Source organism: Plantactinospora endophytica (genome assembly GCF_016862915.1).
GTDB classification, from domain to species: Bacteria; Actinomycetota; Actinomycetes; order Mycobacteriales; family Micromonosporaceae; genus Plantactinospora; species Plantactinospora endophytica.
This window is the reverse complement of sequence record NZ_BONW01000039.1, coordinates 327,970-348,647: the sequence shown is the minus strand read 5'-3', so window position 1 is coordinate 348,647 and position 20,678 is coordinate 327,970. Positions and strand designations below refer to the sequence as shown.

General features: G+C 71.7%; 15 protein-coding genes and 1 riboswitch. Of the genes, 7 read left to right on the top strand and 8 right to left on the bottom strand.

Annotation, left to right across the window (positions count from 1 at the left end; all coding sequences use genetic code 11):
- Positions 1-17: 17 nt before the first annotated feature.
- Genes Pen02_RS33185 through Pen02_RS33155 form a run of 7 tightly spaced genes read right to left on the bottom strand, consistent with a single transcriptional unit; the run spans position 18 to position 6,831 of the window.
- Complete coding sequence (locus tag Pen02_RS33185; RefSeq protein WP_203870087.1) at positions 18-1,193, bottom strand: beta-ketoacyl-[acyl-carrier-protein] synthase family protein; 1,176 nt, start codon at positions 1,191-1,193, stop codon at positions 18-20.
- Entirely contained in the window at positions 1,190-2,179 is a 990-nt protein-coding gene (locus Pen02_RS33180) for an acyl-CoA thioesterase family protein (RefSeq protein WP_203870086.1), read from the bottom strand. Before Pen02_RS33180 ends, Pen02_RS33185 begins: the two co-directional genes overlap by 4 nt.
- Positions 2,176-3,129: an alpha/beta fold hydrolase gene (locus tag Pen02_RS33175; RefSeq protein ID WP_203870085.1), complete on the bottom strand. Its 954-nt coding sequence runs from the start codon at positions 3,127-3,129 to the stop codon at positions 2,176-2,178. The genes Pen02_RS33180 and Pen02_RS33175 overlap by 4 nt, the downstream gene beginning before the upstream one ends.
- Positions 3,126-4,118, bottom strand: coding sequence for a beta-ketoacyl synthase N-terminal-like domain-containing protein (locus Pen02_RS33170; protein ID WP_203870084.1), 993 nt, complete (start codon positions 4,116-4,118; stop codon positions 3,126-3,128). The genes Pen02_RS33175 and Pen02_RS33170 overlap by 4 nt, the downstream gene beginning before the upstream one ends.
- Positions 4,118-5,260, bottom strand: a complete 1,143-nt coding sequence (locus Pen02_RS33165; RefSeq protein ID WP_203870083.1) for a beta-ketoacyl synthase N-terminal-like domain-containing protein — start codon at positions 5,258-5,260, stop codon at positions 4,118-4,120. Before Pen02_RS33165 ends, Pen02_RS33170 begins: the two co-directional genes overlap by 1 nt.
- Complete coding sequence (locus Pen02_RS33160; RefSeq protein ID WP_203870082.1) at positions 5,257-6,504, bottom strand: beta-ketoacyl-[acyl-carrier-protein] synthase family protein; 1,248 nt, start codon at positions 6,502-6,504, stop codon at positions 5,257-5,259. Before Pen02_RS33160 ends, Pen02_RS33165 begins: the two co-directional genes overlap by 4 nt.
- Before the next feature lie 60 nt (positions 6,505-6,564).
- Positions 6,565-6,831, bottom strand: coding sequence for an acyl carrier protein (locus tag Pen02_RS33155; RefSeq protein ID WP_203870081.1), 267 nt, complete (start codon positions 6,829-6,831; stop codon positions 6,565-6,567).
- Positions 6,832-7,087: 256 nt separating this feature from the next.
- Between Pen02_RS33155 and Pen02_RS33150 the strand changes: the two genes are divergently transcribed.
- The 6 genes from Pen02_RS33150 (at position 7,088) to Pen02_RS33125 (ending at position 18,537) form a co-directional block, all read left to right on the top strand.
- Positions 7,088-7,693 (top strand): histidine phosphatase family protein, encoded by a 606-nt coding sequence (locus Pen02_RS33150; protein ID WP_203870080.1) that lies wholly within the window; start codon positions 7,088-7,090, stop codon positions 7,691-7,693.
- Positions 7,694-7,738: 45 nt separating this feature from the next.
- A complete protein-coding gene (gene hrpA / locus Pen02_RS33145; protein WP_203870079.1) occupies positions 7,739-11,818 on the top strand; it encodes an ATP-dependent RNA helicase HrpA in 4,080 nt (1,359 codons plus the stop codon).
- A 149-nt stretch (positions 11,819-11,967) separates the two neighbouring features.
- Positions 11,968-15,414: a ThuA domain-containing protein gene (locus Pen02_RS33140; protein ID WP_203870078.1), complete on the top strand. Its 3,447-nt coding sequence runs from the start codon at positions 11,968-11,970 to the stop codon at positions 15,412-15,414.
- Positions 15,415-15,580: 166 nt separating this feature from the next.
- A riboswitch (SAM riboswitch) is annotated at positions 15,581-15,671 on the top strand.
- 327 nt (positions 15,672-15,998) lie between these two features.
- Complete coding sequence (locus tag Pen02_RS33135; protein ID WP_203870077.1) at positions 15,999-16,880, top strand: ABC transporter substrate-binding protein; 882 nt, start codon at positions 15,999-16,001, stop codon at positions 16,878-16,880.
- 81 nt (positions 16,881-16,961) lie between these two features.
- Complete coding sequence (locus Pen02_RS33130) at positions 16,962-17,759, top strand: amino acid ABC transporter permease (protein WP_203870076.1); 798 nt, start codon at positions 16,962-16,964, stop codon at positions 17,757-17,759.
- Positions 17,752-18,537, top strand: a complete 786-nt coding sequence (locus Pen02_RS33125) for an amino acid ABC transporter ATP-binding protein (protein WP_203870075.1) — start codon at positions 17,752-17,754, stop codon at positions 18,535-18,537. Before Pen02_RS33130 ends, Pen02_RS33125 begins: the two co-directional genes overlap by 8 nt.
- Before the next feature lie 141 nt (positions 18,538-18,678).
- Here the strand turns inward: Pen02_RS33125 and Pen02_RS33120 are convergent, their stop codons facing one another.
- Positions 18,679-19,872, bottom strand: coding sequence for a cytochrome P450 family protein (locus Pen02_RS33120; protein ID WP_203870074.1), 1,194 nt, complete (start codon positions 19,870-19,872; stop codon positions 18,679-18,681).
- Positions 19,873-20,012: 140 nt separating this feature from the next.
- On the opposite strand from Pen02_RS33120, the gene Pen02_RS33115 reads away from it, so the two are divergent.
- Entirely contained in the window at positions 20,013-20,663 is a 651-nt protein-coding gene (locus Pen02_RS33115; RefSeq protein WP_203870073.1) for a CG0192-related protein, read from the top strand.
- Positions 20,664-20,678: the final 15 nt, after the last annotated feature.

Sequence of the window (20,678 nt, the reverse complement as noted above, 5' to 3'; positions counted from 1 at the left end):
CCCGGTTCCGTCCCGGTTCATCCGCCGGCCCCCGCGAGCACCAGCGACACGTTGTTGCCGCCGAAGGCGTACCCGTTGACCATGATCCGGTCGGACCCCAACGGGGTGGTCAGGCCCTGCGGCAGCCAGACCCGGCACTCCGGGTCCTGCTGCGCGATCGGCACGTTCGGCGGGACGGTACGGTGCCGCAGGATCAGCGCCGCCGCCACCGCCGCGACCGAGGCCGCCGCACCGCCGGTGTGCCCGATCAACGCCTTGAGGCTGTAGAGCGGCACGTCAGCGCCGAGCACCTCGTTCAGGGCCCGGCTCTCCACCACGTCGTTGAGCTGGGTACCGGTGCCGTGCGGCAGGACGCAGCCGATCCGGTCGCCGTCGGTGCCGGTGGCGTCCAGCGCGGCCCGCATCGCCCGGATGATCTGGGTGCCCTCCGGCTCCGGTGCGGTCAGGTGGTAGGCGTCGCAGGTCCAGCCGGAGCCCTCCAGCACGGCGTGCACGGTGGCGCCCCGGGCCCGGGCGTGCTCCGCCGACTCCACCACCAGGGCGCCGGCGGCCTCGCCGAACGACGTACCCCGGCGGTGCAGGTCGAAGGGACGGCACCGGACCGGGTCCACCGCGCCCATCCGGTTGAAGCAGGCCAGCATCACCCGGCTGTACGCGTCCGCCCCGACCGCCAGCACCACGTCGGCCTCGCCGGACCGGACCAGGTCGGCCGCCGCACCGAGGGCGAAGCCGCCGGCCGCGCAGGCGTTGCTGATCGTGGTGGCGACGCTGACCGGGCCGAGCCGGTCGGCGATCTCCGAGGCGACGCCGAGCGCCGAGGTGAACCGGGCGACCGGCTTGCCGCCGTCGGCCCGCCACTGCTCGTGCAGGCCCGCGTCACCCATGCAGGTGCCCAGGGCCAGGCCGATCCGGGACCTCGCCGTCGCCGCCCCGCCCGGTGGCAGGCCGGCGTCGGCGAGCGCCTCGTCGACCGCGGTCAGCGCCAGCCGGGAGGTCCGGGCGAGCGCCTGGGACTCGGCCGGCAGGTGGGCGTCGGGTACGCCCTGCACCACCGGCACGTCCATGTTCGCGTACGGGTCCGGCACGGGACCCGGGTCGGTAACCGGTGCCGCCATCATCGCGTCCCAGAGGGCGCGCGTACCACTGCCGTGGCACGTGACGACACCGAGGCCGGTGATGGCGACGCCGGTCATCGACGCGTACTCGGAGCAGCCGGCGCACCTTCCAGCGCGCCGGCGAGACGGTCGTCGAAGTCCACCAGGCTCCAGTCGCGACGGTTCTCGATCACCGCGTACCCGTGGGTGATCCGACCGGTCGCGGTCGGCACCAGGATGCCGTCGCGCAGCACGTAGCAGTCCATCCGCGAGGTGTAGGTGAGCCGCTTGAAGACGTTCTCGACGGTGAAGACGGTGTAGAGGTCCTCCTCCATCCGCGCCTCGTCCAGGATGGTGATCCGGGAGTGCGGCACCACCGGGATCCAGTCCTGCTCGTCCAGCAGCCGCTTGATCGAGACGCCCCGGTCGGCCAGGAAGAGGTCGACGACCTCCTCCATCTGGCGCAGGTAGCCGGACATCTGCATCCGCTCGGTGAAGTGGCAGTAGAAGTACGGGATCCGCCACTTCCAGGCGTACGCGTTGCGGCCGGCGGTCAGCCCGGCCAGCACGTCGCCCTCGGGGGCCGGGCCGGCGGCGGCCGGCGAGGTCACCTTGACCGGCGCCTGGCCCAGCCGGGCCACCGCGTACGGGGCCAGCTCGGCCGGTACCGGCTCGGCCGGGTGGCCGTGCGGGTCGAGCCGCAGCTCCACCCGGACCTTGGCGGAGACCGCCTTGACCGGCGGGTTGCCGTCGACCGAGATCTCCACCGCGAAGGCGAGCGCGTCGCCGGGCAGCGGCCGGACCTCGGCGGTCGCCACGTCGTCGATGTGGAAGGCGTGCGTGATCCGGCTGTCGATGTCGACGACGTCGACGCAGAGCCCGTGCCGCTCGTAGAGCTTGCCGGGGGCGAAGCCGCGCTGCCGCAGGTGGTCGAGGACGGCCTCCTCCACCAGGTAGTTGACGTGCTTGAAGCCGATCCAGGTGCAGATGTTGGACCCCTCGTACCGGGGCCGCAGGTCCACGCGGGTCACACCGTCCGCGAGTGGTTCGAGGACGGGACGGGGTGCCAGGGTCGTCGAGTTCACGTGCGCTCCAGGTGTGTGTCGAGGATCGGGTCCGGGATTGCGTCGGGGGGCGACAGCGGGTGGGCGAAGTCCGCCACCAGGGCGGCGAACCGGTCGGGGTGTTCGGCCATCGCGAAGTGGCCGCAGTCGGCGAGCAGCGCGTACCGGCCGTTCGGCGCCGCGTCGGCGAGCGCCCGTCCGTCACCGGGCCGGGCGGCGAAGTCGCCGTCGCCGGAGATCACCAGCAGCGGCAGCGCCAGGTCGGCGACGGGCAGGAACGGGGTACGCAGGTAGGCGTCGAAGAAGCGCATCCAGCCGTACGGGCCGATCCGCTCGCGTACCCGCTCGCCCATCGCGGCGCGTACCTCGGCGGGCAGTCCGGCCGGGGCGCTGACCCGGATGCCCTCTTCGAGGATCCGGTGGAAGTCGTTGAGGTAGAAGTCGATCGCCGCCCAGTCGAAGTCGGCGACGGCCGGCCGGTAGAACGGCGAGACCAGCACCACCGCCCGGGGCAGCGGTACCGGCAGCCGGGCCGGAGCCGCCGGGGCCATCACCATCGCCGGCCGCACCGCCTCGGGCTCGCCCGCCGTGCCGGTCCACTCCGCCGCGCCCGGCGCGCCGGCCCGGCCGAGCAGTTCCAGCAGGGTGTTCGCGGCGAACGAGTGCGCCACCACCAGGTCGGCCCCGCCGTCGACACCGGCCAACGCCTGTGCCGCCCAGCCGGTGGCGTCGGGCTGGTGGCTCCAGCCGCCGTCGCCGACGCTCGTCCAGGGCAGCTCGGCGTCCCACAGCTCCAGCCACTCCGGCGCCCACGACTCGAACCGGTCCCAGATCGCCCGGCTGCTGCCCAGCCCGTGCAGCAGCAGGGTACGCACCGGCCGCGCCCCGACCCCGGGTCGCCGGCACCGCACCGGTACCCCGGAACGCCGCACCGAGGGCCGGCCCGTCCTCGGCGGCGCGGAGGTGCTCATCGCCGGTCTCCGGCAGCCGGTCCGGGCCGGGTACCGGCGGTGAGCAGCAGCGCCGCCGCCGCGTCCGAGCCGTCGCCGTCGGCGCTGGCCAGCACGGCACCCCGGTCGTGCCCACTCAACCAGGCGGTGCCGGCGACACACTGGAGCACGCCGAGCGCCCCGGAGCAGTGCCCGTGGTACGCGGTCAGGTCGTAACTGGTCTGCTCGGTCATCCCGGCCGGCCCGCCCGCGCCCGCGCCGAACCACATGTCCACCGGACGCGGGTCGGTACGCCGGATCGAGGCCACCGCCGCCGGCTGGTCCGCCTTGCGGGCGTACGGGCCGAGTTCGGCGAGCGCCTCGACGCCCCGGTCCCGGGCTGCCGCCGCCGACTCCAACAGCAGTGCGGCGGCACCGTCGAAGAGCCGCAGGTCGTCGTCGCCGTTGCTCCGACCGCCGCTGACCAGGTGCCGGACCGGCGCGTTCGCCGGCTCGACCCCGACCACCAGCACCCGGTCCACCCGGCCGGCCAGCACCAGCAGCCGCCCCCAGTTGACCGCGTCGAGGCCGGAGGTCGGCCCGTTGCACATGGTCAGGTTGGCGCCGCGCAGCCGGAACCAGATCGCCAGCCAGGACGCGATCACGTTGCTGGCGGTGGCCGGCAGGGCCATCGGGCTCAACCCGACGTACGTCTCGGCGGCGATCGTCGACACGGTGTCGCAGATGGTGTCGACGTTGCCGTAGTTCGAGCTGACCACCACGCCGACGGTCTCGCTCGGCACGGTCAGCCCGGGGTCGTTGAGCAGCCCGGCGTCGGCCAGCGCGTCCCGCCCGGCGCAGAGCGCGAGCCGGGTGGCCCGGTCCTTGTAGCGCAGTCCCTTGCCGGTGAGCCGGCGGGCCGGGTCGTCCCCCTGGGCACCGGCCGGGGTACGCCGGAGCAGGTCGTCGGGGCCGGCGATCCCGGAGACCGCCACACCCACCCCGCTGACCACCACGTCCACCGCAGCCATCAGGACACCTTCTCCACGATCGCGACGGCGTTCAGCCCGCCGAAGCCGAACGAGTCCACCTGGGCGACCCGCAGGGAGGCCAGCTCGGCGTGCTCGCGTACCAGTCGGAAGCCCTCGACCTCGTCGATCGGGTTGTCCAGGCCGAGGATCGGCGGCACCACCCCGGACCGCAGCGTCTCCACCGCCACCACCAGGCTGTGCAGCCCGGAGGCGCCGGCGGTGTGCCCGGTCATCGACTTGATCGCGGTCATCCACGGCGACGGCGTGACCCCGGAGAAGACCTCCCGGACGGCCTGCGCCTCCGCCTCGTCGTTCAGCGCCGTCCCGGTGCCGTGCAGCATCAACAGGTCGACGTCGGCCGGCTCGATCCCGGCCCGGCGGTGCGCCTCCCGGGTGACCAGCGCGATGCTCTTGGCGTCCGGCGCCGACGGGTGGTAGGCGTCGCAGTTCATCGCCACGCCGCGTACCCGGGCGTGCCGGTGCCCGGCTCCGGGCCCGTCCGCCTCCCGGCGCAGCACCACCGCGACCGCGCCCTCGCCCTGGAGCATGCCCCGGCGGTCCCGGTCGAACGGCCGGACCTGCTCGGGCGCCTCCGGGTAGCAGCGGTCGAGCAGCCCGTAGGTGCTCTCGGTGATGGTGTCCACCCCGGCGACCACCACGGTGTCGGCGGCGCCGACGTCGAGCAGGTCCATGCCGAGCCCGAGGGTGTAGAGCGAGGCCGAGCAGGCGTTGGCCACGGTGTGCGTGTCGGTGGCCCCGAACCGGTTCGCCAGCGCGGTGCCGAAGTGCAGGTCGCGCACGTCGAACGGTACGCCGTCGCGCCAGCTCAGCTCGACCGAGCGCAGCTCGCGCAGGGTCGTGCCGACCAGTACCGGCGTGTCGGCGAGGTCGTCGTCCAGGCCGGCGTCCCGCAGTGCCGCCCCGACCGCCTGCTCCAGCCACCGGCTGGCCCGCAGGGTCTCGTCGCGGCCCGGCCCCGGCCGGTCGTCGATCTCGTACGCGTGCTGCGCCCGATAGCGGCTGCGGTCGAAGCCGCGCAGTTCGGCCAGTCCGCTGTAGCCGGCGCAGAGCGAGTCGAAGAACTCGACGGTGCTGCCGCCGATGCTGGCCACCGCACCCATTCCCACCACCAGCGCGGTCACGGCGCCACCTCGTCGTACCTGCCGAGGATCAGCACCGCGTTGTTGCCGCCGAAGGCGAGCGCGTTGTTCTGCACCACCCGCAGGTCGGCTTCCTGCGCCTCGTTCGGCACGCAGTCGAGCCCGCACTCGGGGTCGGTCTCGACGTGGTTGATCGTCGGCGGGATGAACCGGTGGGTGATGGCGAGCGCACAGGCCGCCGAGGCGAGCGCGCTGGCCGCGCCCATGGTGTGCCCGATCATCCCCTTGATCGAGACCGTTCGCGGCGGACACTGTCCGAAGACCTGCCGGATCGCGCCGGCCTCGGTCACGTCGTTCGCCTTGGTACCGGTGCCGTGCGCGGAGATGAAGTCGATGTCGCCCGGCTTCACCCCGGCGTTGCGGTGGGCCAGCTCGATGCAGCGGGCGATGCTGTTCTGGTCCGGCGCGACCGGGTGGTACGCGTCGCAGTTGAGCCCGTAGCCGAGCACCTCCGCGTAGATCCGCGCGCCCCGGGCCCGCGCCGAGTCCAGGCTCTCCATCAGCAGGATGCCGGCGCCCTCACCGGTGAGGATGCCCTTGCGGTTGCGGTCGAACGGCTGGCACGCCTCCGGGGCGATGGTGCCGAGCCGGTAGAAGCCGGTGAAGGTCTTCCGGCACAGCGCGTCGGCGCCGCCGCAGAGGGCCACCTCCACGTCCCCGGAGCGGATCGCGTCGAAGCCGTACCCGACGGCGTAGTTGCCGGCCGCGCAGGCGGTCGGGATCGTCACCGCCTCGACGTCGGTCAGCCCGAGTTCGGCGACGATGCTCGACGAGAGGCGGCCGGCGGGGACCCGGCGGGCGACGACCGGGTCGAAGTGCTCGGCACCCCGGTCGACCTGCACCCCGACCAGTTGGTCGAGGTCGTGCGACTCGCCGTCGGTGGTCCCCACCGACACCAGCGCGCGGCGGGACCGCAGCGCCTCGACGGACATGCCCGCGTCCGCGACCGCCATGCCGGCGGCGGCGGCCGAGAGCTGGCTCGCCCGGCCGAGCTGCGCCGGGTCGACGTGGTGCAGCCAGCGGGCCGGGTCGAAGTCGGTGATCTCGCACCCGTTGGCGTGCGCGAACCCGGTGGTGTCGAACGCGGTGATCGGCTTGACCCCGCTCCGACCCGCCCGCAGCCCGGCGAGGAACTCCTCGACCCCGATCCCGATGCTGGTCACCACGCCGAGCCCGGTGACGACCACCCGGCGGGGCGATCGAGCATCGCCTGGCAGAACGCTCATCTTCTCGCCTCACTCACCTGTAGTCCTCCGACCCGACTCGCCTGTCCGCGCGAAGCGCGCTCAGGCGTTCGACGCCTCGCCGACGACGGCGTAAACGCCCTGGAGATTCACCATTCGGCTCAGTTCCGCCTGGTCGATGGTGACGTGCAGATTGCGCTCCAGCGCGGCGAGAATTTCGATCGCCAGCAGCGAGTCCGCACCGTGGTCCTCTTTGAAGAGACTGGTCTCGGTGACCTCGTCGGCGTCGATTTCCAGAATCTCGCAGACGATCTCCTTGACCTGCTCGCGGTCGATGTCGGTGCTGGTGGTCGGGGTCGTGCTGGTCATGTCGCCTCCAGGACGGATCGGAAGAGTTAATGTCTCGATGGCTGCCGCGTACTGGCGGCGCCGTGCGCCTCATCACCCGATACCGTTTGCCGGCTCGGCCGTCTGGCGGCACCATCGGATCGCGGTACTGTCCCGAGTCTGTGAGCCGCGACTATATTTCTCCTATATGGCGACGGGCGGTCCGCCATATCCGCCCCGGGCGCCGGTTTCGGGCAGTAGCGCGATCACCGACCGGCCCGGATGGCATGGTGGAGGCATGGCGGTCGACATCGTCTACGAGACGCACGCGATGACCACCGACAACGAGGCCGGACTGGCCACCGGCTGGCAACCCGGCCACCTTTCCGAGTACGGCCGGCGGGGTGCCCACGAGCTGGGCCAGCGGCGCCGCGACGACGGGCTGCACGTCGTCTTCTGCTCCGACCTGAGCCGCGCGGTGGAGACCGTGGAGATCGCGTTTCCGGTCCGGATGTTGCCGGTCCACCAGGACAGCCGGCTGCGCGAGTGCGACTACGGCGAGCTGACCGGCCACCCCGTGGCCGAGCTGGCCCCGCTGCGGGTCCGGCACCTGGACGAGCCATTTCCGGGCGGGCAGAGCTATCGGCAGGTGGTGGCGCAGACCAGGAACTTCCTCCGGGACCTTTCCGCCGCCTGGGACGGGTCCCGGGTGCTGGTGGTGGCGCACTCGGCGAACCGGTGGGCGCTGGACCACCTGCTGCACGGGGTACCGCTGGCCGACCTGGTGGCGGCGCCGTTCGAGTGGCAACCGGGGTGGTCGTACCGGCTGCCGTCGGGCTGGGGCAGCGACCGTCCACCGCCGGCGCGACGGCAACCGGGGCAGCCCATGCCGGAAGGTCGGTAACTCGCGGGCGGTCACCGCCGGGGCCTGCCTATTCTTGGCGACGACATGCAGACGCCACCGCCCGCCCCTGCCGTACCCGCCGCCGAGCTGTCCGCGCTCCGCCGCCGGCTGCCGGAGTTGATGTTCCGTGACCAGCGCCGGATCCAGCGCCGGGTGGACGGCGTGGCCAAGATCCGTGATCCGGAGCGGCGGCAGGCGGCCACCGCCGAGGTCGCCGCCGAGATCGACACCGCGGAACAGCGGCTGGCCCGGCGCCGGGCCGGCGTGCCGGTGATCACCTATCCGCCCGGGTTACCGGTCAGCGAGCGCAAGGACGACCTGCTCGCCGCGATCCGGGACAACCAGGTGGTGATCGTGGCCGGCGAGACCGGCTCCGGCAAGACCACCCAGTTGCCCAAGATCTGTCTGGAGCTGGGTCGGGGCGTCCGGGGGCTGATCGGGCACACCCAGCCGCGCCGGCTGGCCGCGCGTACGGTGGCGGACCGGATCGCCGAGGAGCTCGGCACCGAGCTGGGCGGGGTGGTGGGCTACAAGGTCCGCTTCACCGACCAGGTCGGCGACGGCACGCTTGTCAAGTTGATGACGGACGGCATCCTGCTGGCCGAGCTACAGCAGGACCGGATGCTCCGGCAGTACGACACGTTGATCATCGACGAGGCGCACGAGCGCAGCCTCAACATCGACTTCATCCTCGGGTACCTGCGGCAGCTCCTCTCCCGCCGGCCCGACCTCAAGGTGGTCATCACGTCGGCGACCATCGACCCGGAGCGGTTCGCCCGGCACTTCGCCGCAGGCGACGAGCCGGCGCCGGTGCTGGAGGTCTCCGGTCGGACCTATCCGGTCGAGACCCGCTACCGGCCGCTGGTCGAGCTGGCCGACGGCGAGGACCCGGACGACGACGGGGACAACGTCCGGGACCAGATCCAGGCGATCGGCGACGCGGTGCAGGAGTTGGCCGCCGAGGGCCCCGGCGACGTACTGGTCTTCCTCAGCGGCGAACGGGAGATCCGGGACACCGCCGACGCGCTGGGCAAACTGGTGCAGAACCGCCCGCTGCTGCGCGACACCGAGATCCTGCCGCTCTTCGCCCGGCTCTCCACCGCCGAGCAGCACCGGGTCTTCCAGCCGCACCGGAGCCGCCGCCGGGTGGTGCTGGCCACCAACGTCGCCGAGACCTCGCTCACGGTGCCCGGCATCAAGTACGTGGTGGACCCCGGCACGGCCCGGATCTCCCGCTACAGCCATCGGCTCAAGGTGCAGCGGTTGCCGATCGAGCCGGTCTCCCAGGCGTCGGCGAACCAGCGCAAGGGACGCTGCGGACGTACCTCGGACGGGATCTGCATCCGGCTCTACGACGAGTCGGACTTCCTCGGCCGGCCGGAGTTCACCGACCCGGAGATCCTGCGTACCAACCTCGCCTCGGTCATCCTCCAGATGACCGCGATCGGGCTGGGCGACATCGCCGCGTTCCCGTTCATCGACCCGCCGGACAAGCGCAACATCGCCGACGGGGTCAACCTGCTGCGCGAGTTGGGCGCGCTGGAGGAGGGCGGCGACGAGGCCGGGCACCGGCTGACCCCGCTGGGCCGCCGGCTGGCGCAGCTTCCGGTCGACCCCCGACTGGCCCGGATGGTGCTGGAGGGCGAACGGAACGGCTGCGCCACCGAGGTCTCGGTGATCGCCGCCGCGCTCTCCATCCAGGACCCCCGGGAGCGGCCCGCCGACAGGCAGGCCCAGGCCGACCAGGCACACGCCCGGTTCACCGACAAGGAGTCGGACTTCGCCGCCCTGCTCAACCTCTGGCGTTATCTCCAGGAGCAGCAGCGCGCCCTCTCGTCCAGCGGGTTCCGCCGGATGTGCAAGGCCGAATACCTCAACTACCTGCGGGTCCGGGAGTGGCAGGACATCAACTCCCAACTCCGCCAGGTGCTCCGCAGCACCGGCGGCCCGGCGTCCGAGGGCCGTCCGGGCCGTGGCCGACGCGGCGGCGATCCCGCCACCGACGGCTCCGGCACGGGTACGCCGACAGCGGCTACGACCAGCACGGGCGGCGACGCGACGCCGGAGGACGTCGACACCGACCGGATCCACCAGTCCCTGCTGGCCGGGCTGCTCTCGCACGTCGGGCTGAAGGAGGCGCAGAAGAACGAATACCTGGGCGCCCGGGGTGCCAAGTTCGGGCTCTTCCCCGGCTCGGCGCTGTTCCGCAAGCCGCCGCGCTGGGTGATGGCCGCCGAACTGGTCGAGACGTCCCGGCTCTGGGGCCGGGTCAACGCCCGGATCGAGCCGGAGTGGGTCGAGGCGCTCGCCCCACACCTGGCCAAACGCAGCTACAGCGAGCCGCACTGGGAGAAGAAGCAGGGCGCCGTGATGGCCTTCGAGAAGGTCACCCTCTACGGCATCCCGCTGGTCAGCGGCCGGAAGGTCAACTTCGGCCGGATCGACCCGGTGCTGAGCCGGGACCTGTTCATCCGGCACGCGCTGGTGGAGGGCGACTGGCAGACCCACCACAAATTCTTCGCCGACAACCGGGCCCTGCTCGACGAGGTCGAGGAGCTGGAGCACCGGGCCCGGCGCCGGGACATCCTGGTCGACGACGAAACCCTCTACGCCTTCTACGACCAGCGGATCCCCGCCGACGTGGTCTCCGGGCGGCACTTCGACGCGTGGTGGAAGAAGACCCGCCGGGACTCCCCCGACCTGCTGACCTTCGACCGGCAGATGCTGGTAAACGAGGGCCGGGGCGGCGTCGACGCGGCGGACTACCCGGACGAGTGGCACTCGGACGGGGTGGCGCTGCCGTTGACGTACCGGTTCGAGCCGGGGACGGCGACGGACGGCGTGACGGTGGACATCCCGCTGCCGATGCTGAACCAGGTCGACGCGGAGAGCTTCGACTGGCAGGTACCGGGACTGCGCGAGGAGCTGGTGGTGGCGCTGATCCGGTCGCTGCCGAAGGCCGTACGCCGGAACTTCGTCCCGGTGCCGGACTACGCGCGGGCGGTGCTGGCCACGATCACGCCGGGCCGGGAGCCGCTGCTGGACGCGCTGACCCGGGAGCTGCGCCGAATGACCGGGGTGACCGTGCCCCGGGACGCCTGGGACCTGGCGAAGCTGCCGGCGCACCTGCGCCCCACCTACCGGGTGGTCGGCGAGGAGCGGCAGACCGTCGCCGAGGGCAAGGACCTGCCGGCGCTGCAACGCCAGCTCACCACCCAGGTACGCCGGATGGTGGCCGCCGCCGCTCCCGACGTCGAACGGTCCGGGCTGCGGGAGTGGAGCATCGGCACGCTGCCGAGGTCGATCGAGCAGGACCGGGCCGGCTACCTGGTCACCGCCTATCCGGCGGTGGTGGACGAGGGCGACACGGTCGGGGTACGCGTCTTCGAGACGGAGGCGGAGCAGCGCCGCCAGATGTGGGCCGGCACCCGACGGCTGCTCCGGCTGACCCTCGGCTCGCCGCAGAAGTTCGTCTCCGGGCGGCTGTCCAACGAGGCGAAGCTGGCGTTGAGCCGCAACCCGCACCGCAACGTGCAGGACCTGCTCGACGACGCCGCCGACGCGGCGGTGGACAAGTTGATGGCCGATGCCGGCGGGCCGGCCTGGGACGCCGACGGCTTCACCGCGCTGCGGGACCGGGTCCGGGCGGAACTGGTCGACACCACGTTCGAGGTCGTCGACCGGGTACGCCGGGTGCTCGGCACCGCCTACGCGGTCGAGCAGCGGCTGGCCCGGACCAACGACCTGACCATGGTGGCGGCGCTGGCCGACATCCGCGCCCAGCTCTCCGCCCTGGTGCACCGGGGTTTCGTCACCGAGACCGGCTACGCCCGGCTGGCCGACCTGCCGCGCTATCTGACCGCGATCGAGCGTCGCCTCGACCGGCTGCCGCAGAACCCGCAGCGGGACCGGGACCAGCAGGCCCGAATCACCCAGGTGCAGAACGAGTACCGGGAGATGGTCGACGCGCTGCCGCCGGCCCGTCGCGCCGACGACGCCGTACGGCAGATCCGCTGGATGATCGAGGAGCTTCGGGTGAACGTCTTCGCCCAGGCCCTCGGCACCCCGTACCCGATCTCGGAGCAGCGGATCTACCGGGCGATGGACCTGGCCGAGGCGGGCTGAGCCGGGTCGAGGTGGACTGAGCCGGCTTGACGCGGGCTGCACCGGAAACAGTAAGGAACATGTCTAGATTGACGCGTCCGAATCGGCTCACGTAGGCTGACCCAGGTCGGCGGCGGCATTTTTCCCGTTTTCTGAGTCCGGGAGCGCCTGTGAGACGCCACCGCACGACCACCATCGCCCTGCTCGCCATCGTGGCCCTGTTACTGGGCACGGCCCCGATCCCCGCCTCGGCCGCGGCCCGGTTCCGGGTGCTGGTCTTCTCCAAGACCACGAACTACTACCACGACTCGATCCCGGCCGGGGTCGCCGCGATCCAGCGGCTCGGCGCCGAACACGACTTCGAGGTCGAGGCGACCACCGACGCCGGGGCGTTCACCGACGCCAACCTCGCCCGCTTCGACGCGCTGGTCTTCAACAACACCAACTCCACCCCGGAGTCCGGGGACCTGCTCGACGCCGCCCAGCGGGTCGCGTTGCAGAACTTCGTCCGGGCCGGCGGCGGCTGGGTCGGCCTGCACGCCGCCTCGGCCAGTGAACGCGACTGGCCCTGGTACGAGGGCCTAATCGGCACCATCTTCGACTTCCATCCCGACTTCTCCTCCACCGGCGGCACGTACCCGGGCCGGATCAAGGTGCTGGACGGGGCGCATCCGTCCACGAAGGGCCTGCCGGAGCTGTGGGAGCGCGGCGAGGAGTGGTACAACTGGCGCACCAACCCGACCGGCAAGGTGCACACGCTGGCCCAGATCAAGGTCCGGGACGGCATTCCGGGGATGGACGAGGGGCACGACCACGCGTACTCGTGGTGCCAGAACTACGACGGCGGCCGGTCCTGGTTCACCGCCGGTGGGCACGCGGGTTCCGCCTTCTCCGAGCCGGCGTTCCTGGCCCACCTGCGCGGCGGCATCGAGTGGGCGGCCGGCGCGGCTCCCGGCGACTGCGGCGCCACCCGGACCGGCAACTTCCAACGGGTACCGCTGGTCAGCGAGGACCTGGCCGACCCGTTCGAGCTGGCCGTGGCGCCGGACCGGCGGGTCTTCTACATCCAGCGGACCGGCGCGGTGAAGGTGATCGACCAGGAGACGCTGAACGTCCGGACGCTTATCGACTTCGCCTACACCCCGGCCCAGACCAGCCAGTCCGACGGGCTGCTCGGGATGACCCTGGACAACGACTTCGGCACCAACAACTGGATCTACCTGCTCTGGTCGGACAAGACCGCCAACCAGCTCAACCTGTCCCGGTTCACCGTCGCGAACGACGCGATCGCGCTGAGCAGTGAGAAGCGGCTGCTGACCATCCCCACCTACCGGGGCGAGGGGCGGGCCAACTCGCACATGGGCGGCTCGCTGACCATGGACCGGCACGGCAACCTCTACGCCGGAATCGGCGACAACACCGACCCCTTCGAGTCCAGCGGCTACACCCCGATCGACGAGCGCTCCGGCCGGCGGGCCTGGGACGCGCAGGCGACCGCCGGCAACACCAACGACCTGCGCGGCAAGATCCTGCGGATCACGCCCCGCCCCGACGGCACGTACGCGGTGCCGAGCGGGAACCTCTTCGCCCCGGGTACCGCCCGGACCCGGTCGGAGATCTTCGCGATGGGGATGCGCAACCCGTTCCGGATCACCGTCGACCCGGTCACCGACGCGCTGCTGGTCGCCGACTACGGGCCGGACGCCCGGGCCGCCGACCCGAACCGGGGTCCGGAGGGGACGGTGGAGTTCAACCGGATCACCAGCGCCGGCAACTACGGCTGGCCGTACTGCTCCGGCAACAACGTGCCGTTCAACGACTACAACTTCGCGACCTCGACGCCGGGGCCGAAGTTCAACTGCGGTGCCCTGGTCAACAACTCTCCGAACAACACCGGGCTGACCAACCTGCCGGCAGCCCGCTCGGCCCTGGTCTGGTACGCCTACTCGGCGTCGACCCAGTTCCCCGAGTTGGGCACCGGCGGCGGTGGCCCGATGAGCGGCCCGGTCTACGACTACGACCCGGCCAACCCGAGGCCGACCAAGTTCCCCGAGTACTACGAGGGCAAGTGGATCGTCTACGAGCTGACCCGACAGTGGTGGAAGACGCTCTCCACGCACGACACCGCGCAGACCTTCACCGACCCGAGGTTCGGGCCGACCCGGGTCGGCGACCTCCAGTCGATCAACGGGATCTTCGGCGACATGAGCTGGATCCAGCCCTTCGAGGCCGAGTTCGGCCCGGACGGTTCCCTGTATGTGATCGACTTCGGGGTGGGCAGCGGCAGCGGCCGGGGCGGCAGCAACGAGGGCGCCGGGATCTACCGGATCGACTACGTGGCCAACGGCCGGCCGCCGGTGGCGAAGCTGACCGTGGACCGGGACAGCGGCCCGGGACCGCTGGCGGTCCGGTTCTCCAGCGCCGGCTCGGCCTCCGGTGACGGCACCCCGATCACGTACGCCTGGGACTTCGACGGCGACGGCGACACCGACTCGACGGCGGCGAACCCGACGTACACGTACTCGACCCGGGGACAGTTCACCGCCCGGTTGACCGTGAGCACCGCCCGGGGGCTCAGTTCGGTGGCGACCGCCCAGATCACGGTCGGCAACACCCGACCGACGGTGACGCTGACCGTGCCGAACGGCGGGTTCTTCGACTTCGGCGACCAGATCCCGTACGCCGTCACCGTCACCGACCCGGAGGAGAGCACGGTGGCCTGCACCCGGGTGGTCACCCAGACCCAGCTCGGGCACGACAGTCACAGCCATCCGATGGACAACTACGTCGGCTGCTCCGGCGTCGCCGACACCGAGGCGAACGGCGGCGACGGGCACGGCCCGGGGCAGAACCTCTACACGGTGCTGACCGCCCAGTACACCGACGGCGGCGCCACCGGCGGCGTGCCGGCGCTGGTCGGCTCGGTCCGGCACGAGTTGCAGACCAAGAGCAAGGAGGCGGAGCACTTCGACGCCTCGAACGGGATCCAGGTGCTGGACCGGGCGACCGCCCGGGCCGGCCGACGGATCGGCGACGTCGACCACGGTGAGTGGATCAGCTTCGGCCCGGTGAACCTGACCGGGATCAGCACGGTCACCGCCGGGGTCAGTTCGGGCAGCACCGGCGGCACCATCGAGTTCCGGGCCGGTTCGCCGACCGGGCAACTGCTCGGCACGATGCCGGTCGGCAGCACCGGCGGCTGGGACAACGTCGTCTCGCCGACGGTCAACCTGGCCAACCCGGGCGGGACCTTCAACCTCTACCTGGTCTTCGTCAACCCGGCGCAGGTCGGCGGCACGCCCGACCTGCTCTCGCTGGACTGGCTGCGGTTCAACGGCGCGGGGGTGAAGCGGGAGACCGGCGGCACCGTCTCGGTCACCGCCAACCCCCGGACCGGGACCGCGCCGCTGTCGGTGGCGTTCACCGCCACCGTCACTCCGGCGGCCGGGCGGACGATCACCGACCGGGCCTGGGACTTCGGTGACAACACTGCGGTCGTACACGCCGCGTCGGCCACCCACGCGTACGCCCGGCCGGGCACCTACACCGCCCGGCTGACGGTGACCGACAGCGCCGGAGCCACGATGTCGAGTCACCTGACCATTACGGTGCGTTAACCCTCGGCGTACCTGAAGGGGCTCCCGTTACCGATGACGACAGCGGTAACGGGAGCCCCTTGCCACGCCGCAGCGGGGTCGGAGCCGGACGGTGCGTGGTGAGCACCACAGCCGTACGGGCCTGACCAGTTGGAACGTCGGGGCCCCGGTTGAGTAGAGTGAGCGCTGGCCATCCAGAGCGACCGAGAGACCTGGCTCGTCGACGTCGCAGCAACCCCCCATCCGGGTGCGGGTGCTACCGCCAGGACCGATGGAGGTTTGCAGTGGGCACCATCCGAGCCGAGCGGCCGAGCCGGCTCCATGTCACCTGGCACCGGTGGCGTCGACACGTCGACCTCTGCCGGACCAGCACAATGCTCTGTCGCGGTCACGCCTGACCCCGACCGCCGGTCGGCGGAGTTCCGACCATCCGATCGATCCCCTTCGAGGCGGCTGACCTCGGCACTGTGGCACGGCCACGACCGCTGACCGGTCGCGGCCGTGGGCCAGCCGCCGGGTCACCGTCGCTGGGCACCCGTCGCAGTTCCTGTCGCGGGCCACCGTCGGCGCCGACGGCGCCGGATATTTCATGGAGTTTCAGCACAATGCATATCAGTTCTCTCGCAACCCGCCTGCTCTCCGGGGTCGCCGCCGTCGCGCTGCTCGGCGCGGTGGCCGCCTGCGGCGGGTCGTCGTCCGGCGACGCCGCCGACAACCCGTACGACCTGCTGCAACCGGGCACGCTGCGGGTCGGCACCCTGACCGACGCGCCGCCGAACGTCTTCCTCAAGGACGGAAAGTTCACCGGGTTCGACAACGACCTGATGACCGCCGTCGCCGGCAAGCTCGGGCTGAAGGTCGAGTTCGTCGGCACCGAGTTCTCCGCGCTGCTCGCCCAGGTCAACAACCACAAGTTCGACGCCGGCTCGTCGTCGATCACCATCACCGAGGCGCGGAAGAAGACCGTCGACTTCACCAACGGGTACGACTTCGGCTACTTCGGACTCGACGTACCGGCCGGATCGCCGATCAGGAGTTTCAGTGAGCTGAAGGGCAAGCGGGTGGTCGTGGTGCAGGGCACCGTGCAGGACGACTACGCCACCAAGGAGGGCCTCGACCCGGTCCGGGTACCCGACTACAACGGCGCGATCAACCAGCTCAAGGCGAAGACGGCGGACGCCTGGATCTCGCCCGCCGAGATCGGCGAGAAGTCCGCACAGGACAGTGGCGGCAAAATCGTACTCGCCGAGAAGCAGCTCAGCTCGGCGCCGACCGCGTTCGCCGTGGCCAAGGGTGCCGACCCGCTGCGCGAAGCGCTGGACTCCGCACTCGACCAGGTGATCGAGGACGGCACCTGGACCCGCCTCCAGGAGCAGTACTACCCGGGTCGGCCGGTACCGGAGACGTTCAAGCCGGGCAGCGGCACGGTGACGTACCCGCCGGTCAAGGCCGGTCCGACGAGCCCGGCCGCCACCCCGGCGAGCTGAGCCGGCGCGCACCTCAAGTAGTCGTCGGCCGGCCGCCCCGCGCGGCCGGCCGACGGCGACCGACCCGAGACAGGTGAGGCGATGGAGACCCTGGCGACGCTCTGGGAGACGTTCTTCGACTGGCAGTCGATGCGCGAGGCGCTGCCCGAGATGCTGACCGTCGGGCTGCCGAATACGCTGCTGCTGGCGCTGCTCTCCGCCATCCTGGGGACGCTGCTCGGCATGCTGCTCGCGATGGCCGGGCTGGCCCGGACCCGGTGGCTGCGCTGGCCGGCCCGGATCTACACCGACGTGTTCCGGGGACTGCCGGCCGCCGTCACCATCCTGCTGATCGGAGTCGGGCTGGCGCCGCTCGGGCTCGCCTGGTGGGGCCCGAACCCGTACCCGCTGGGCATCCTGGCGCTGTCGCTGATCGCGGCGGCGTACATCGGGGAGATCTTCCGGTCCGGCATCCAGAGCGTGGAGGCCAGCCAGCTGGAGGCGACCCGGGCACTGGGCCTGTCGCACGGCGCCGCCATGCGCCTGGTGATCATCCCGCAGGGCGTACGCCGGGTCCTGCCGGCCTGGGTAAACCAGCTCATCGCGCTGATCAAGGACTCCAGCCTGGTCTACTTCCTCGGTCTGGTGGCCAGCCAACGGGAACTGTTCCGGATCGGCCAGGACTATGCCGCGAACACCGGCAACGAGTCCGCACTACTGCTCGCCGGGCTGTTCTACCTGGTCATCACGGTGCCGCTGACCCACCTGGTGAACTGGGTCGACCGGCGACTACGGGAGGGCCGGGCCGGCGGCGGACCGGAGTCCGACTCCGACGATCCGGTGGCGCTGGCCGGCGAAACCGCGCTGCCGGCGGGTGGAAAGGGAACGCAGCATGCCTGAGACTGTCCGTCCGGCGGTAGCCGTGTCACCCGCCGAGGTGGGGCCCGGGTACGAGTCGGTCAGTGTGGCGACCCGGGACGTACACCTGGCCTTCGGGCGGCACCAGGTGCTGCGCGGCATCGACCTGGACGTCGGCCGGGGCGAGACCGCCTGCGTGATCGGCCCTTCCGGCTCCGGGAAGTCCACCCTGCTGCGGGTGGTCAACCGGCTGCTCGAACCGAACCACGGCGACGTGCTGTTGGACGGCGTCAGCGTGCTCGACCAGGACCCGGACGCGCTGCGCCAGCGGATCGGGATGGTCTTCCAGCAGTTCAACCTGTTCCCGCACATGACCGTGCTGCGCAACGTCACGCTGGCGCTGCGGCAGCTCAAGAAGCTTCCCCGGGACGAGGCCACCGAACTGGCGCTGCGCCAACTCGACCTGGTCGGCCTGCGGCACAAGGCCGACGCCCGGCCCGGCCGGCTCTCCGGCGGCCAGCAGCAGCGGGTGGCCATCGCCCGGGCGCTGGCGATGTCGCCCCGGGTGATGCTCTTCGACGAGGCGACCTCGGCGCTCGACCCCGAACTCGTCAAGGGCGTGCTGTCGCTGATGGCCGACCTGGCCGGTCAGGGCATGACGATGCTGGTCGTCACCCACGAGATGGGCTTCGCCCGCCAGGTCGCGGACCAGGTCGTGTTCCTCGACCGGGGCCGGGTGGTCGAGGCCGGCCCGCCCGCGCAGATCTTCGAGGACCCCCGGAGCGCTCGGCTCGCGCAGTTCCTCTCCCAGGTGCTCTGATCCGTCGCTTCTCCCAGGTGCTCTGAGTCCTCTCCGCTCCGAGGGCCGGTGCCATCGCCGCGCCGGTCTCGGTGACCAGTGGTGTTCTGATCCCTACCTCTTCGGAGGTGTCCCGACCCGGGCCGTCCGGGGTCGGGGCGGTCAGCCGCGCGGCCTGACCGGAAGTGCCGACAGGCCGCGCAGCAACAGGCTGGACCGCCAGCCGATCTCCTCGGGCGGTACGGCCAGCCGCAGGTCGGGGAAGCGGCGGGCCAGGGCACCGAAGGCGATCTGCCCCTCCAGTCGGGCCAGCGGTGCACCGAGGCAGTAGTGGATGCCGTGCCCGAAGGCGAGGTTCGGGATGGCCGGCCGGTCCAGGTCCAGCCGGTCCGGCTCGGCGAACCGGTCCGCGTCGCGGTTCGCCGACAGCAACGCGACCAGCACCAACGCGCCCTCGGGGATGATCTGGCCCCCCAGCTCGACCGGTTCCGTCGCGGTCCGGAACGAGGCGTTCTGCACCGGGCCCTCGTACCGGAGCACCTCCTCGATCGTTCCGGGCAGCAGTTCCGGCTGGGCCACCACCCGGGCCCAGCGGGCAGGCTCGGCCAACAGCAGCAGCATCCCGTTGCCGATCAGGTTGACGGTGGTCTCGTGCCCGGCGATCAGGAACAGGTAGACCATCGAGACGAGTTCGTCGTCGGTCAACCGGTCGCCCTGCTCGTGCACCGCGATCAACGCGGAGAGCAGGTCGTCGGCCGGCTGCTCGCGCTTGGCGGCCAGCAGCGTACGGATGTAGCCGACGATCGCGATCAGCGCGGGCGGCAGTCCGGCCGGGTTCATCGGGCCGGTGACGATCGCGTCCGTCCAGCGGCGGAAGTCCGCCTGGTCCTCGGCCGGCACCCCGAGCAGCTCGCAGATCACCTGGATCGGCAACGGAAAGGCGAACCGGTCGATCAGGTCCACCTCGTCGGCACCGGCGATGCCGTCCAGCAGTTCCTCGGCCAGTTCCTCGATCCGGGGCCGCAGCGCGGCCACCCTGCGTGCGGTGAACGCGCCGGAGACCAGCCGCCGCAGCCGGGTGTGGTCGGGCGGGTTCAACGCCAACATGTGCCGGCCCACCGCGCGGGCCACGTCCTCCGGGATCATGTCCCGGTAGCTGAACCCGCCGGCCGAGGTCATCTTGGCCAGGCGCGGGTCACCGAGTGCCCGCTGGGCGTCCTCGTAACGGGTCACGACCCAGCCGGTGGAACCGGTCGGCAGTGCGACCTCGACGACCGGGCTCTGCCGGCGCAGGTCGGCGAGTACCCGGTGCAGGTCGGCGGGGGACCCGAAGGGATTGGCGGCAACGGTCGACATCGTCTCCCCGTTCGACGAGTGGACGTCCCGGCCGCCGGAGCGGATCCGGGCTCCCCTCCCATGCTGCCACCGCCCCGCTCGGCCGGGTCGCCGGCAGGCCGGGTACAGACACGGACACATCTGCCCATACGATCTGACGCATGGCCCTGCTGCACCGCGCCGAACTGCACCCCACCAAGCTCGAACTCCTGGTGGACTGGCTGCCCACCCGGCGCTGGTACCAGGGACCCGCACCGGCCGACGTGGTACGCGTCGCCGCGTTCCGGTTCGACGACCCGCACGGCGCGGTCGGGATCGAGACGATGTTCGTCCGGGCCGGTGACGGACCGGTGCACCAGGTGCCGCTCAGCTACCGCGACGCACCGCTGCCCGGTGGCGGGGACTGGTTGATCGGCACCACCGAGCACTCGGTGCTCGGCCGACGCTGGGTGTACGACGCCTGCGGCGACCCGGTCTACGCCGCCGCACTGGCCGCTGCGATCGTCACCGCCGCCGGCCAGGCGGAGGAGTTCTTCGAGGTCGACGGGGTACGCCAGGTCCGCGAGCCGAGCATGACGGTGGTCGGCAGCGGCGCACCGGGTAGCACCGTCGCACCGGTCCAGGTGATCCGTCGGGTGGTCGAGGACAGCCTGACGACCATCGTGACCGACACCGTGGAACTCGCCATCGTCCGCCGCCCCGGTGCGGAGCACGACGGGCCGACCGATGCCACGCCGACCGGCGCAACGCTGACCGGCACCTGGCCGGGCCAGCCGACCCCGCTGCCGCTGGCGTACGCCGTCGCCCGCTGACCCGTGCCGGAGGCT

Excerpts from the sequence above, each read along its gene's own strand:
- Pen02_RS33185 (WP_203870087.1), bottom strand. The coding sequence starts at position 1,193 with ATGACCGGCGTCGCCATCACCGGCCTCGGTGTCGTCACGTGCCACGGC.
- Pen02_RS33175 (WP_203870085.1), bottom strand. The coding sequence starts at position 3,129 with ATGAGCACCTCCGCGCCGCCGAGGACGGGCCGGCCCTCGGTGCGGCGT.
- Pen02_RS33170 (WP_203870084.1), bottom strand. The coding sequence starts at position 4,118 with ATGGCTGCGGTGGACGTGGTGGTCAGCGGGGTGGGTGTGGCGGTCTCC.
- Pen02_RS33160 (WP_203870082.1), bottom strand. The coding sequence starts at position 6,504 with ATGAGCGTTCTGCCAGGCGATGCTCGATCGCCCCGCCGGGTGGTCGTC.
- Pen02_RS33155 (WP_203870081.1), bottom strand. The coding sequence starts at position 6,831 with ATGACCAGCACGACCCCGACCACCAGCACCGACATCGACCGCGAGCAG.
- Pen02_RS33150 (WP_203870080.1), top strand. The coding sequence starts at position 7,088 with ATGGCGGTCGACATCGTCTACGAGACGCACGCGATGACCACCGACAAC.
- hrpA (WP_203870079.1), top strand. The coding sequence starts at position 7,739 with ATGCAGACGCCACCGCCCGCCCCTGCCGTACCCGCCGCCGAGCTGTCC.
- Pen02_RS33135 (WP_203870077.1), top strand. The coding sequence starts at position 15,999 with ATGCATATCAGTTCTCTCGCAACCCGCCTGCTCTCCGGGGTCGCCGCC.
- Pen02_RS33130 (WP_203870076.1), top strand. The coding sequence starts at position 16,962 with ATGGAGACCCTGGCGACGCTCTGGGAGACGTTCTTCGACTGGCAGTCG.
- Pen02_RS33125 (WP_203870075.1), top strand. The coding sequence starts at position 17,752 with ATGCCTGAGACTGTCCGTCCGGCGGTAGCCGTGTCACCCGCCGAGGTG.
- Pen02_RS33120 (WP_203870074.1), bottom strand. The coding sequence starts at position 19,872 with ATGTCGACCGTTGCCGCCAATCCCTTCGGGTCCCCCGCCGACCTGCAC.
- Pen02_RS33115 (WP_203870073.1), top strand. The coding sequence starts at position 20,013 with ATGGCCCTGCTGCACCGCGCCGAACTGCACCCCACCAAGCTCGAACTC.